General features: G+C 67.9%; 7 protein-coding genes and 2 pseudogenes. 8 read left to right on the top strand and 1 reads right to left on the bottom strand.

The genetic code is table 11. The features are described from left to right. Positions 1-81 precede the first annotated feature (81 nt). Both M3O59_RS14930 and M3O59_RS14925 read left to right on the top strand, forming a co-directional pair. Positions 82-2,268, top strand: coding sequence for a RelA/SpoT family protein (locus M3O59_RS14930; protein ID WP_249048973.1), 2,187 nt, complete (start codon positions 82-84; stop codon positions 2,266-2,268). A gap of 387 nt (positions 2,269-2,655) precedes the next feature. Continuing rightward, entirely contained in the window at positions 2,656-4,098 is a 1,443-nt protein-coding gene (locus M3O59_RS14925; RefSeq protein WP_064634663.1) for a hypothetical protein, read from the top strand. Between the two features lie 341 nt (positions 4,099-4,439). Here M3O59_RS14925 and M3O59_RS14920 read toward each other — a convergent pair whose 3' ends face one another. After that, the gene (locus M3O59_RS14920) at positions 4,440-6,542 is read right to left on the bottom strand and encodes a glycosyltransferase (protein ID WP_249046929.1); all 2,103 of its coding nucleotides are present in this window, start codon (positions 6,540-6,542) and stop codon (positions 4,440-4,442) included. A 239-nt stretch (positions 6,543-6,781) separates the two neighbouring features. Between M3O59_RS14920 and mrcB the strand changes: the two genes are divergently transcribed. The 6 genes and pseudogenes from mrcB to M3O59_RS14890 all read left to right on the top strand — a co-directional run. Continuing rightward, positions 6,782-9,226: a penicillin-binding protein 1B gene (mrcB, locus tag M3O59_RS14915; protein WP_064634634.1), complete on the top strand. Its 2,445-nt coding sequence runs from the start codon at positions 6,782-6,784 to the stop codon at positions 9,224-9,226. A 13-nt stretch (positions 9,227-9,239) separates the two neighbouring features. Next, entirely contained in the window at positions 9,240-9,764 is a 525-nt protein-coding gene (locus tag M3O59_RS14910; protein ID WP_064634635.1) for a hypothetical protein, read from the top strand. 436 nt (positions 9,765-10,200) lie between these two features. Then, positions 10,201-12,198, top strand: coding sequence for an ATP-dependent DNA helicase (locus tag M3O59_RS14905; protein ID WP_116905347.1), 1,998 nt, complete (start codon positions 10,201-10,203; stop codon positions 12,196-12,198). A gap of 320 nt (positions 12,199-12,518) precedes the next feature. Further along, positions 12,519-13,238 (top strand): tRNA (adenosine(37)-N6)-threonylcarbamoyltransferase complex dimerization subunit type 1 TsaB, encoded by a 720-nt coding sequence (gene tsaB, locus M3O59_RS14900; RefSeq protein WP_116905346.1) that lies wholly within the window; start codon positions 12,519-12,521, stop codon positions 13,236-13,238. Beyond that, positions 13,235-13,590: pseudogene (locus tag M3O59_RS14895) on the top strand (ADP-ribosylglycohydrolase family protein); the annotation flags it as partial. The gene tsaB and the pseudogene M3O59_RS14895, both read left to right, overlap by 4 nt. Positions 13,591-13,857: 267 nt before the next feature. Beyond that, positions 13,858-14,415, top strand: a pseudogene (locus M3O59_RS14890) (ADP-ribosylglycohydrolase family protein); the annotation flags it as partial. Positions 14,416-14,466: the final 51 nt, after the last annotated feature.

Here is a 14,466-nt window from a genome sequence, read left to right as displayed (position 1 = left end):
CCGTCCCACGCAGCGATTGCGCCGCCAGCACGCGTTGTGGAGAAGGTGACGCGCACGTTACCGTAGTCGCCAGCCCCCCCGTTGTTGCCCGCCGCCGTGTCCACCGCTGTGACCAGTTCCTCATTCGATCGCCTGCAATCTGTGCTGCAGCGCCCTGCTGTGGCCTCGATCGCGCCGGCGTTGCGCGAGGCGTTGACGCGGGCCTGGCAGGAGCTGCCGCCCGCGCAGGCCGATCACGTGCCGTGGGCCTTGCTTGGCGACACCCTGGATGCATTGGCGCTATTGGCCGCCGACGAGGCCACGCTGATTGCGGCGTTGTTGTTCGATGTGCCCGCCTTGCGCGGTGCGGTCGCTGGCCTGCCGTGGCAACCGGCGGAGCGCCGGGTGGCGGTGGAAGGGTTGCTGGACGGCCTGGATGCGGCCGATCAGGTCTGGGCGCTGCATGCCGGGCGCGAGGCCGGGCGCAACAGCGAAGGCCTGCGGCGGTTGCTGCTGTCCATCATCCACGACCTGCGGGTGGTGCCGATCCTGCTGGCGCGGCAGTTGGCGCGCATGCGCGTGGCCGACCGGCTCAACGAGGAACAGCGCCGCGCACTGGCCCAGCTCACCCGCGACATCCATGCGCCGCTGGCCAACCGTCTGGGCATCTGGCAGGTGAAGTGGGAGCTGGAAGACCTGGCGTTCCGGCATCTGGAGCCGGAGACCTACCGCCGCATCGCCCGCGAGGTGGACGAAACCCGCATCGCGCGCGAGCGCTATCTGGAGGCGGTCAAGCGCAGCTTGTCGGCGGCGCTGGCGCAGCAGGGCCTGCGCGCTGAAGTGAGCGGGCGGCCAAAACACATCTACAGCATCTGGCGGAAGATGCAGAAAAAGCGGCTGTCGTTCGATCAGCTGTACGACATCCGCGCGGTGCGGGTGATGGTGGACGACGTGGCGGCCTGCTACGCGGCGCTGGGTGCGGTGCATTCGCTGTGGGCGCCGGTGCCGAGCGAGTTCGACGATTACATTGCCCGGCCCAAGGCCAACGACTATCGCTCGTTGCATACCGCCGTGGTCGGCCCGGAAGGGCGCACCATCGAAATCCAGATCCGTACCTTCGAAATGCACGCCCAGGCCGAACTCGGCGTGGCCGCGCACTGGAAATACAAGGAAGGCGGCAAGGGTGGCGAAAAGGCCTTCGACCGCAAGATTCTGTGGATGCGCCAGCTGCTGGAACAGGTGCAGGAAGGCGAGCACGGCGAGCTGGCCGGTGCGCTGGATGCCGAGCTGATCGAAGACCGCGTGTATGCGCTGACCCCCAAGGGCGAGGTGATCGATCTGCCGCAGGGCGCCACGCCGCTGGATTTTGCGTATCACGTGCACACCATGGTCGGGCATCGCTGCCGCGGCGCGCGCGTCAACGACCGCATCGTGCCGCTGACCTACCGGCTGCGCAGCGGCGACCGCGTGGAGATCATGACCGCCAAGGAAGCCGACCCGCGCCGCGACTGGCTGCTGGCGTCCAATGGCTTTCTGGCCAGCGGGCGCTCGCGCGACAAGGTGCGCGCGTGGTTCCACAAGCTCGACCGCGCGCGCAACGTGCAGGCCGGCAAGGACCTGCTCGATCGCGAGCTCAAGCGGCTGGGTCTGCAGCATGCCGATCTGAGCGTGGCCACACGCAAATTCCACGCCGACACCATCGACGATCTGTATATCCAGGTGGCGCTGGGCGATACCGGGCCGAACCAGGTCAGCCGCGCGTTGCTGGAAGCCGAGCGGGCCGCTTCGCAGCCGGCGGTGCCTGCGCCGCCACGCCCGACCGCGCGCCGCGATGGGTTGGGCAAATCCAAATTCACCGTGCAGGGCGTGGGCAACCTGCTGGTGCAGCTGGCGCGCTGCTGCCAGCCGGTAGCCGGCGAACCGATTGCCGGCTACCTCACCCGCGGCCGCGGCATCACCGTGCACCGCACCGATTGCGCGGCATTGGCGCGCCTGGCCGCCGCCCACCCGCAGCGCGTGTTGCCGGTGGAGTGGGGCAAGGCCGGCAGCGGCTACGAGGTGGATGTGCAGGTGCGTGCGGTGGACCGCCGCTGGCTGCTCAAGGACATCACCAACCTGATCGCGCAGGAAGACGCCCACGTGCTGGAAATCAACAGCGATAACGTGCGCGATACCGGCAGGGCGCAATTGCGGCTGCGGCTCAAGGTCAGCGACTACGACCAGCTGTCGGCCCTGCTCGGCAAGCTGGACGCCTTGCCCGGCGTCAATGAGGTCAGGCGCCTGGGCTGACGCTGGGGAATAAGGCGGTAGCGCTCGCTTGGCGGGCGCCGTAGAAACCAGGGCTACCAATCGTCACGGCGCATGCCTTGGCATCCATCGATGGTCAACAAGCGGACGATGGCGGCGATGCTGTGCAAGTCGCTACGCCCGCTACTGCTCGTGTCTCGACGGTTCATTAGTGGATCTGCGAAGCGCATCCGCCGATCAGGTATGTCTGCCTGACGATTCCCGATACCCGAAACGCACATCGTCTTCGCAGCAGGCAGCTACCATAGTCGGGTGAACGCGTCCCCGTCAGGTCGCGCCAAGGATGGACGCCACCGCATGTTTTCGCTTCCGCGCTGGGCCAGATCGCCTCGTCTGTGGGCGCCGCTGCGCAGCCCTGCGCTGTGGCGCGTGGTACTGGCGCTATGCGCGTGTCTGTTGCTCACCGTTGTGGTGCTGCGCAAGCCGCTGGCCGATTGGCTATGGCCGGACACGCGCATCCAGCAGTTGCTGCAGCGGGGCGATGCAGCGTTGTCGCGCGGCCAGCTCAGTGCCGCCAATGGCAGCGGCGCGCGCGAACTGTTCGCCGCCGCACTTGCGCTGGATGGCGACCGTGGTGAAGCACGTGCCGGGCTGGCGCGGACCGGCGCTGCTGCGGTGGTGCAGGCACGCGCGGCGATCGCAGCCGGCGATGCCGCAGCAGCGCAACGCGCGCTGGCGCTGGCAACCGCCCTGGAAGCGCCGCAGGCGCAGATCGCCCCGGTGGCCGCGCGGCTGCGCGCGCTGCAGGCACGTCGGGTCGGGCTGGATGCCTTGCTGGCGCAGGCGGCGGTTGCCCAGCAGCAAGGCCGCCTGGACGGCACGCCGGACAGCGCGTTGCCGCTGTACCAACGCATCCTGAGCCTGGCGCCGGACCGCACCGACGCACTGGAAGGCCGCGAAGATGCCTTGACCGACCTGTTGGCACAGGCCCGCCACGCATTGGCGCGCGATGCGCTCGGCGACGCGTCGGCGCTGCTGGCCGCGGCCAAGCGTTACGACGCCGGGCATGTCGACGTGCCGCTGACCGAAGGCCAGTATCACCGCGTGCTGGAACAGCGCCGCCAACGTGCGCAGGCCTTGCTGCGACGTGGCCGCCTGGCTCCGGCCGCGCGCGATTTCAACGCGGTGCTGGCGGCCGAGCCGAGCGATGCAGCCGCGCAGCGTGGGCTGGATCAGGTGGCTGGCGAGTACGCCGCGCAGGCCAGCCGGCAAGCGGCGGATTTCCACTTCGACGATGCCCTGCAATCGCTGCAGCAGGCGCGTGCGCTGGTGCCGGGCGCCGCATCGATCGTGCAGGCCGAACAGGCGATTGCGCGCGCGCGTGATGCTCAGCGCGGCCCAGACACCGGCCTGTCGCGCAGCGCGCGCGAACGCCGCCTGCGTGCATTGCTGCAGCACGTTGCCGATGCCGAAGCGCAGCACCACTGGATGACGCCGCCTGGCGCCAGCGCCTACGACGCCGTGCGTGCCGCCCAGGCATTGGCACCGCGCGACCCGCGCGTGCTGCAGGCCGCAGCGCGCGTGGTGCCGGCCAGCCAGCGCTGCTTCGAGGACGAGCTGCGCAACAACCGCCTGCGTGCTGCGCGTGGATGCCTGGACGCGTGGCAGGCGCTGACACCCAATGCCGACGCCTTGGCAGGCGCGCGCCGCCGTCTGGCGCAGCGCTGGGTAGCAGTCGGCAGCGAACGGCTGGGCCAGGAAGACGCGGCATTCGCCCGTCGTGCGCAGGACGAGGCGCACCAGCTGGATCCCGGCTTGCCGGAACTTGCCGAATTCACGCGACGGGTCAAGGCCGTGCCCGAGCAGCGTTGAGCGGTTGCTGGCGGTGTCGCCGACAGCGGAGCCTGCCGAGCCAGCAGCGCGACTCCACGTTTTAAAGCCGCCTACCTGTTAAAGCCGCCTGCCTGCATCTCAAATGCTGGAGCGCGCTCATGCAGCACGCCAGACATGCCGTACAGCCTGTAAACAAGGACGCAGTGCAATCTGCGAAACGCAATCCTTCTCCCACCGGGAGAAGGTGCCCCGCAGGGGCGGATGAGGGTACGCGCGAAGCCTGGCGATCTATCGCCATGCCGATCAATAACCAGTCACGCGGTGCATTGTGAGGCGGTGCGGCGCAAAGGCTCCGTCCACCATCTGCACCCAACACCTGCTCACTCCGCAATAAACACCGCACGCACCGTCGCGCGTGCCGCATCCAGCGAGAAATGCTCGGCCACGTTGCGCAAGCCGTTGTCGGCCAACCGCTGCCACAGCGCCGCATCCTGATACAGGCGCACGATCGCATCGGCGAAGGCCTGCGCGTCATCGGCCACGCACACGTCCTCGCCATCGTGCAGGTGCATGCCTTCCACCGCGCAGGTGGTGCCGACCACCGGCTGGCCGTGCGCCATGCTCAGATTGATCTTGCCTTTCACGCCGGCACCGAAACGCAGCGGTGCCACCGCAATGCGTGCGCTGTCCATGAATGGCACCAGATCCGGCACGTGGCCATGCAGTTGTACGCCGGGGCATTCGTCGGCCAATAGCTTCAAGGCCTCGGGAAGATCGGCACCGATGCAGTGAAACGCCACATCCGGCAGCTGCGCGCGGACCTGCGGAAAGATGGCGCTGATGAACCATTGCACGGCATCCACATTCGGCGGATGACGAAAGCCACCGACGAATACCAGATCGCGGCGCTGCGCGAAGCTATGGCCGCTGCCGGCGATTTCATGCAGGTTGGAAAGCAGGGCGGTGTGGATCTGCGGCGCATCCGCACGCAACTGCGCCTGTTCTGCCGCCGACACCAGCAAGGTGACGTCGGTGGCCGCCATGATCTCGAGCTCGCGCTGGCGGGTGCGCTCTGCGCTACGCAGCAGATTGGCATCGCCGGCCAACTCGGCGCCGCGGCGTTCGCGCACGTAATGCAGGTCGACGGTATCGAACAACGTGCGCGCCTGTGGCGCGTAGCGCTTGAGCAACGGCAGGCAGGCATGCGCCACGTGGTGGCGCACCAGCAGCACCACTGCAAACCGCGCGCCGTGCGTGCGCAGCCAGCTGCCGATGCCTTCAAGAAACGGGGTGTACCAGACTTCAACGCCAAGCTGCTGCAACGCCTGCGTGTGGCGCCCGGCATGCTCGCGGCGGGTCGGCACGAATACCACGTGCGCGCCTTCTTCGATCAGCAGGCGGATCAGGTTGAATTGCCGCAGCGAGCCGGAATCGCGGTCCGGCTGCGGCACGCACTCGTCCAGGATCAACACCTGGCGCTGGCCCCGATGCAGCAAAGCAGGGCCGGGAACAGTGCCGACCGGCAACTGCGCGTTCAGCGGCTGCTGCCATTTCTCGGCGAAGACGCCTTGATTGCGTACCTGGTAGGCCTTCACCCCGGTACGTGTATCGGTGCCATTGCTGGTGCCTTCGTCATGCACCACCACGCTGGCCGGCTGCACCAGGACCTGGTAGCCGGCTGCGCGCACCGCAAACGCCAGATCGGTGTCTTCGTAGTAGGCCGGCATGTAGCGCCGATCCAGCCCGCCCAGCGTCTGCAGCAGCGTGCGTGGCAACGCGATTGCCGCGCCCGAGCAATAGTCCATCGCGCGCACATAGGCATAGCGCGGGTCGTCGGCCGATTCGAAGCGCCCGTAACTCCAGGCGCTGCCATCGCCGAACACCACGCCGCCGGATTCCTGCAGGCGCCCGTCCGGATACACCAACTGCGCGCCGACCAGGCCGGCGCTGGGGTGTTGCACAAACGTGTCGATCAACCGATCCAGCCAGCCTGGCTGCGGGATGGTGTCGTTGTTGAGCAGCACCACGTAGTCGCCACGCGCCAGCGCAATGCCGTCGTTGCAGGCCGCAATAAAGCCGCCGTTGCTGGCCCGCAGGTGATACTGCAGGCCTGCAATCTGCGGCAGTTGCACGCCGGTGGCATCGCTGCTGCCATCGTCCACGACGATGATTTCCACACTGACCAGCGGCGGATGCGCCGCTAGTGCGCGCAGGCAGGCCAAGGTATGCGCGATGTGGTTGTAGACCGGAATCACCACCGTCACGCGTGGCATGGGGCTGTGCGGCACCGCAAACGTGGCAAATGGTGCCGATTCCGGCAACCACAACGGCGTGCCGAGCGCGACCGGCGGTGGCTGCGTGTGCACACGAATACGCTGCCAGGTGGCGCGCCAGCCGCGTGTGCGCATGCTGGCCACGCTGCGGTGGATCAGGCCGAGAACGCGATTGAACAGATAGCGCGCATCGGCCAAAGACATCGACATTGCGTTGGAACTCCAGCGTGGTGTGGCAGTGAAACCAGGCGAGCAGAGGTCCGCCGGATGCGATCGGGGTACCCGCCAACGCAGTGTACGAGCCGCGCCCGTTGCTGCCGAGCAGGGGGCGTGGCCAGCGATGATGCACGCGGCAGTTTTGTTAGCCGCTCTTAAGTCGACGGGCCCGGCAGGTCACAGCCACGACAGCGCTGCGCTAGACTCGCCGGACTCTACATTCTCGCATCCCTGTGCCCCGACGCCACGACCACGACGCTCCCGACGATTTCGAGGACGACACCCACGAGCAAGGCTCCCGCTGGCAACGCAGACTCATCGTCTGGGGATTTGCCGCATTCGCGCTGGCGCTCGGTTTCCTGATTCCCTATACGGTGTATCTGAACAAGCAGGTCACCCAGCGCTTTGGCGAGCTACGCTGGCAGATCCCGACCCGGGTGTATGGGCGGCCGTTGGTACTGGCGCCCGGTATCGCACTAGATACGGCGACGTTGAAGACCGAGCTGGATGCGGCGTCGTACCGTGACGACGGCCAGGCCAAGCTGGCTGGCACCTATCAGCAGGACGGCAGCCGCTTCACCATCGCCAGCCGCGGCTATATCGACGTGGACGGACGTGTGCCCGCGCGCCGGGTCGAAGTCAGTCTGGCGGGCGGGCGTGTGGCCAGCCTGCGCGATGCCGGCAACCGCAAGACGCTCAAAAGTGCACGCCTTGATCCGGCGCGCATCGCCACCCTGTACGGGCAGAAGCAGGAAGAGCGGCGCCTGGTGCGCATGGAAGAAGTGCCCGAGCTGCTGGTCACCGGCCTGCAGGCGGTGGAAGACCGCGACTTCAACAGTCACCACGGCATCGACCTGAGCGGCATGGTGCGCGCAGCGTGGATCATGGTGCGCTCCGGCGGCCAGGTCCGCCAGGGTGCCAGTACCTTGACCCAGCAGCTGGCGCGCAGCGGGCTGCTCGGCATCGGCAAGGAACAGACGGTCACGCGCAAATTCAACGAGATCCTGTACGCGGTGATCATGGAGGCGCGCTACGACAAGCGCACCATCCTGGAGGCCTATCTCAACCAGGTGTATCTGGGCCAGCGCGGCGGGCAGGCGATCCATGGTGTGTCGTCGGGCGCCGAGCTATGGTTCGGCCGCGAGCTCAATTCGATGACCACCGAGCAGATTGCGTTGTTGATCGGGTTGGTCAAAGGGCCCTCGTATTACGACCCGCGGCGTAACCCGGAACGCGCGCTGGACCGGCGCAACTTCGTGCTCGGCAAGCTGCACGAAAACAGCCTGATCAACGATGCCGAATACAAGCGCGCGCTGGCCGCACCGTTGGGCGTGCCCACCGAGCCTGGCCTGGTGGCGGCCAACCGTTTCCCGGCCTATGTGGATCTGGTACGGCGCCAGCTGGCGCACGACTACCCGGAAGGTGTTCTGCAAGGCGCCGGCATGAGCGTGCTCACCGGCATGTCGCCGTCTGCGCAGGCGTATGCCGAAGGCGCCGTCACCGGCACCATCAAGCGGCTGGACAACAAGAAACGCCCGCCGCTGCAGGCCGGCCTGGTCGTCACCGATGTGCACAACGGCGACGTGCTGGCCGTGGTCGGCAGCCGTGATGTGGCCAAGCCGGGCTTCAATCGCGCGGTCGAGGCGCAGCGTCAGGTGGGTTCGTTGCTCAAGCCGTTCGTCTACATGCTGGCGCTGGCCTCGCCAGACCGCTGGTCGCTGTCCAGCTGGGTCGACGACTCGCCGGTGACCGTGCAGCTCAGCCGCGGCAAGACCTGGTCGCCCGGCAATTCCGACAACCGCAGCCACGGCACGGTGCGGCTGATCGATGCGCTGGCGCATTCCTATAACCAGGCCACGGTGCGCGTGGGCATGCAGGTCGGCGCGGACCGCATTGCGCAGCTGGTCCAGGTACTGGCCGGCATCAAGACCGAGACCAATCCAGCATTGATCCTGGGCACCACCGACCAGAGCCCGTACGGCATGGCGCAGCTGTATCAATTCCTGGCCGCCGGCGGCGAAATTCAGCCGCTGCACGCGGTGCGCGGCGTGCTCGATCCACAAGGCAAACTGCTCAAACGCTACGACAAGACCCCGGCGCCGGCGCAGGAAGGCGATTCGGTGGCCGCCAACCTCATCAGCATCGCGTTGCAGCAGGTGGTCAGCGGCGGAACCGCGCGCCAGCTGCTGGGCGACGGGCTGGGCCGGTTGTCGCCGGCCGGCAAGACCGGTACCTCCAACGATGGCCGCGACAGCTGGTATGCCGGCTACACCGGCGATCATCTGGCGGTGATCTGGATGGGTAACGACCAAAATGCCGAGACCGGCCTGTATGGCGCCACCGGCGCGATGCGGGTGTGGTCGAGCATCTTCGCCCGCCTGCCGAGCGCGCCGTTGAAGGTCAGCGGCAAGGGCCTGGACTGGCAGTGGGTGGACGCCAGCGGCACCGGCGTCACCGACCCCGGCTGCCCCGGCGCGCGGCAGTTCCCGTTCGTGGTCGGCTTCACCCCCGCGTATGCTCCCTGCGCGGGCAATGCCCCTGCGATCGAGGGCGCGCCCGGCGAGACTGCCGCGCCCGCCGAGCAATCCAGCGGCGGTGGCTGGCGCCGCTTTTTCGGTCTGGAAAACAAGCCCGAAGAAGCCGCCCCGGCGCCTGCCACGGCCCCACCTGCGCATTGACTGGAGTGACCCCATGATCCGAATCCACCGTTTGCTTGCCCTGACCGGCGTGTTGGCCGCACTTACCGCTTGCGTCAGCGCGCCGCCTCCACCGCCGCCGGCTCCGGTGGATCCGACCACCCCGCCCCAACGGCTGTTGCTGATCGAACGCGAAGCCGGCGTGGACGACACCGAACTGTCGGTGCAGCCGCTGCGCGACCCGCAGGTGGACGATCTGCGCGAGACCGCCAAGAGCAAGCGCCAGGCCGGCGATCTACCCGCCGCCGCCGCGGCGCTGGATCAGGCGCTGGGCCTGGTGTCGGGCGACCCGGCGATTCTGCAGGAACGCGCTGAAGTGTCCGTACTGCAGGCCGACTGGCCGGCCGCCGAGCGGTTTGCCAAGCAGGCGATCGAGCTCGGCTCCAAGACCGGCCCGCTGTGCCGTCGCCATTGGGCCACCATCGAGCAGTCGCGGCTGGCACGTGGCGAAAAGGAAAGTGCGGCCTCTGCCAAGGCGCAGATCGCCGGCTGCACCGTGCCAGGCGTGAAGCGGTACTGAGTGCGCACGGTAACGGTTGCGCTGCCAGCAGCGCGACCGGTTGGTCGGCTGCCGCATGCGGGGGACAGGCAGCTTCGCTTCATCAGGCAGCCCGCGTGTTCAACGCGACACGAGCGCCCGCAGCCTCGTGAGTGCCGGGTCTGACGTGGCTGCATGGGGCAGGGCATCGGCAGCTACGAAAACGCATCAGCGTTCAACCACGCGGATGACGCAAGGGCCACGGCGCAGCACTGCATCGAAAGGCGCCTGCAACCCTGCTGGCAATCGTCGTCAGCCATGGCCGGCAGGGTGCAATCATAAATTCGATGCCTCCTGCGTCTGCTGCGGTCTCCTCGCTGCGATGACGTGTTTACCGGCTGCGGCAAGCCGAACCCAGGCAGCATCACCGCGCACGCGCTAGGCTGTCGCGCTTCCTGTCCGCTTTTCGTTCGGTCTCATGTCCCAACTTGCCACTGCCAGCATCGAAGCGCTCAGCGAGGGCGGGGCGCTGGCGCGTCAGCTCGATGCGTTTGCGCCGCGCGATGCGCAGTTGCGCCTGACCGGCGCCATCGCCGAGGCCTTCGAGCAGCGCGACGTGTTGTTGGCCGAAGCCGGTACCGGCACCGGCAAAACGTACGCGTATCTGGTGCCTGCGCTGCTGTCCGGGCTCAAGACGATCGTCTCCACCGGCACGCGCGCGTTGCAGGACCAGCTGTTCCATCGCGATCTGCCGCGCGTGCGCGCCGCGCTGGGCGTGGGCCTGCGCAGCGCATTGTTGAAAGGGCGCGCCAATTATCTGTGCAAGTACCGCACCCAGCAGGCGCGTGGCGAACCGCGCTTCGCCACGCCCGAACAGGTCTCGCAATTCCAGCGCATCGTGGCCTGGAGCGGGCGCACCCAGTTCGGCGACATGGCCGAGCTCGAAGCCTTGCCGGATGACTCGCCGCTGCTGCCGATGGTGACCTCCACCGTCGACAACTGCCTGGGCACCGAATGCCCGCTCTACAGCGAATGCTTCGTCGTGCAGGCGCGCCAGCGCGCGCAGGCGGCCGATCTGGTGGTGGTCAACCACCATCTGCTGCTGGCCGATCTGGCGCTCAAGCAGGAAGGTTTCGGCGAAATCCTGCCGGGCGCGCAGGCCTTCGTCATCGACGAGGCGCATCAATTGCCCGAGCTGGCGGCGAATTTCTTCGGCGAAAGTTTCGGCATGCGGCCGTGGCAGGAGCTGGCGCGCGATTGCATGGTCGAAGCGCGCCTGGTTGCCGGCGCGCAGGCCAGCCTGCAGGCGCCGATCCTGGCCCTGGACGAGGCCTTGCGCAGCCTGCGCGCCGGCATGGAAGGGCTGCCGCCGCGTGGCACGCAATGGCGCGCGCTGGCCAAACCGCAGGTGCGCGACGGCTTCGACGCCGTGCTGTCGTCGCTGGCGCGATTGGGTGAGGCGCTGCTGCCCCTGCGTGAGGCCTCGCCCGGCTTCGATGGCTGCACCGCGCGTGCGCAGGAAGCCTTGAATCGCTTGTCGCGCTGGCTGGGCGAAGACGTGCCGGTGGCGGATTTTGCGCAGGATCCGCCGGAACAGCCGGTCGACAACGATGTGCTCTGGTACGAACTGAGTCCGCGTGGATTCCGCTGCCAGCGCACGCCGCTGGATGTGTCCGGCCCGCTGCGCGAACACCGCGAAAAATCGCACGCGGCCTGGGTGTTCACCTCGGCCACGCTGGCGGTGGGCGGGGAGTTCGACCACATTGCACTACGGCTGGGCCTGAGCGATCCGGTGACCCTGCTACAACCCAGTCCCTTCGACTGGGCGCGTCAGGCGTTGTGCTATCTGCCGCCGAACCTGCCCGATCCGGCCGCACGTGGGTTCGGTACGGCGCTGATCGCAGCGCTGACGCCGGTGCTGGAGGCCTCCAATGGCCGTGCGTTCTTGTTGTTCGCCTCGCACCGCGCGCTGCGCGAAGCCGCCGAAGCCTTGCGCGGTGCGCCGTGGCCGTTGTTCGTGCAGGGCGAAGCGCCGCGCGCGACCTTGCTGCAGCGCTTCCGCGATTCCGGCAACGGCGTGCTGCTGGGCTCGGCCAGTTTCCGCGAGGGCGTGGACGTGGTCGGCGATGCCTTGAGCGTGGTGGTGATCGACAAGCTGCCGTTCGCCGCGCCGGACGACCCGGTATTCGAAGCGCGCCTGGATACGATCCGCCGCGACGGCGGCAACCCGTTCCGCGACGAGCAACTGCCGCAGGCCGTGATCGCGCTCAAACAGGGTGTGGGCCGCTTGATTCGCAGCGAAACCGACCGTGGCGTGCTGGTGCTGTGCGACCCGCGGCTGGTGAACAAGAGCTACGGACGCACCTTCATGAAATCGCTGCCGCCGTTTGCGCGGACACGCGAGATTGCGGATGTGCAGGCGTTTTTCGAGCCGCAGGGGGCGGGACCAGGGACCGGGGACCAGGAACCCGGATAAACGCAGGGAGCGCTGGTGGTGGCCGTCGCATATGTTGGGTTGCTGGGTTGCTGGCGCGGTGCGATCTGCAAGCCGCGACTCGGGACCGAGACCCGGCGAAGCACAGAGCGAAGTGCGCAAGGCAGCCGCGGATGTCGCATCGATGTGCAATGGCCCTCGCGCACGTCGCGTGGCCGGTCGGCCCGCGCAGTCGCTGGCGCACAAGTACCACACGCATCGGTTGGTACCCCCAGGCACCGCCCCGGCCCTTCGAATCGATCAGTTAAACTTTGTCCCTTTCCGGGTTCCCAGTCCCGGGTCCCCGGTTCCGGCTTGCTCCCATGAACATCCTCGCATTCGAAACGTCCACCGAAGCCTGCTCCGTTGCGCTGCATGTGGATGGGCGCGTGATCGAGCGTTTCGAACTGGCGCCACGCCGCCATGCCGAACTGGCACTGCCGTGGGCCGAGCAGCTGTTGGCCGAGGCGGGCATCACGCGGCGTCAGCTCGATGCGATTGCGGTGGGCCGTGGTCCCGGTGCATTCACCGGCGTGCGTCTGGCGATCGGCATCGCGCAAGGCATCGCCCTGGCGCTGGATCTGCCGGTGCTGGCCGTCTCCACGCTGCAGGTGCTGGCCTTGCGCGCGCCGGCCGATGCACCCCATGTGCTGGCCTGCATCGACGCGCGCATGGGCGAGGTGTATGCCGGCCTCTTCGCGCGCAGCGGCGACAGCTTGCTGGAACTGGCGCCGGAAGTGGTGTGCGCACCGGACGCGCTCGCGCTGCCCGACAGCGCAGCGCGCATGGCCGGTGTCGGCACCGGTCTCGCCGCGGCCGACGCACTGCTGCAACAGCGTTTTGCGGCCCGCCTGACCAGTGTCGATGCAACCGCGCTGCCGCGTGCGGCCGATCTGCTCACGCTCGCGGTGCCGGCATTGCAGCGCGGCGAAGGCGTGGCGCCGGAGCGGGTGGAGCCGGCTTACCTGCGCGACAACGTCGCACTCACCCTGGTCGAGCAACAGGCCGCCCGCGCCGCCAAGGCAGCCGGCGCGACGCCATGACCGACGCTGCACAACGCGCCCGTTTTCGCGGGTGCCTGCTCGGCCTGGCAGTCGGCGATGCGCTGGGCACCACGCTGGAATTCTGCGCGCCGGGGAGTTTCACGCCAATCGACGACATGCGCGGCGGCGGCCCGTTCGCCTTGCAGGCCGGGCAGTGGACCGACGACACCTCGATGGCCTTGTGTCTGGCGCATAGCCTGCTGCACCGGCAGGGATTCGATGCAGCCGACCAGATGAATCGCTATTGCAACTGGTACCAGCACGGGTATCTCAGCAGTACCGGCACCTGCTTCGATATCGGCGCGACCGTGCGGCAGGCGCTGGAGCGCTATCTCGATGGTGGCCCGGCTTAGAGCGTGTCATCCACTTCGAGATGAGTGCGAAGCGGCCTGTGGCGCGTCGAGACAAGGCGTGCGCTGCGGCCCAGGCTGGCTGCCTGGGCAAAGCGCGCAACGTAGTATCGGTGCGCCACAGGCCACTTCCCGGAGGGTTGGCCGTCAGCGGCACGGAGCGGACGCCGCGCGGCTTGCCTTGGCGCCAGCCAAGCCAGCGCCACGCAACACCCGCTCCGCACCGCTGACGACCAACGCACCTCATCTCAAAGTGGATGACACGCTCTGGCGGCAGCGAGGATCCGCACGCTGCCGGTAACGGCTCGTTGATGCGGCTGGCGCCGGTGGCGATGTAGTACGCGCATCGCCCGGACGCATTGGGCGCGCGTGCCGCAGACAGTTCGCGCACCACGCATGGTGCTGCCGAAGCGCTGGACGCCTGCCGGTTGTTCGCGCTGCAACTACGCGCTGCGCTGCTTGGCGGCGATCGCCAGGCAGTGCTGCAGACGCCGTGCGATGGGTTGGTCACGCCGGCGGTGCGCGCCTTGGCCATGCGCGACCATGCGGCGGTGCCGGTGACGCAGATCCGCGGCACCGGTTACGTGGTCGATTCGCTGTCGGCCGCGCTGTGGTGTTTTGCCACCACCGAGACGTTTGCCGACGCGGTGCTGCGTGCGGCCAATCTGGGCGACGATGCCGATACCACCGCGGCAATCTGCGGGCAGCTGGCGGGTGCGTTCTATGGCATCGACCGCATCCCCGCCGCATGGCGCGAGCGCGTGCAGGACGCGGCGGAGATTGTGGCGCTGGCAGACCGTCTGTACGTGGCGGCACAGGTCGCATAGCAGCGCGAGCATCTGCATCGGCAGCACCGTCATCCAGTCCGCAGCGTGCCA

It is taken from the genome of Xanthomonas nasturtii (assembly GCF_023337365.3).
Taxonomy (GTDB): Bacteria; Pseudomonadota; Gammaproteobacteria; order Xanthomonadales; family Xanthomonadaceae; genus Xanthomonas; species Xanthomonas nasturtii.
This window is presented reverse-complemented; position numbering and strand designations above follow the sequence as displayed.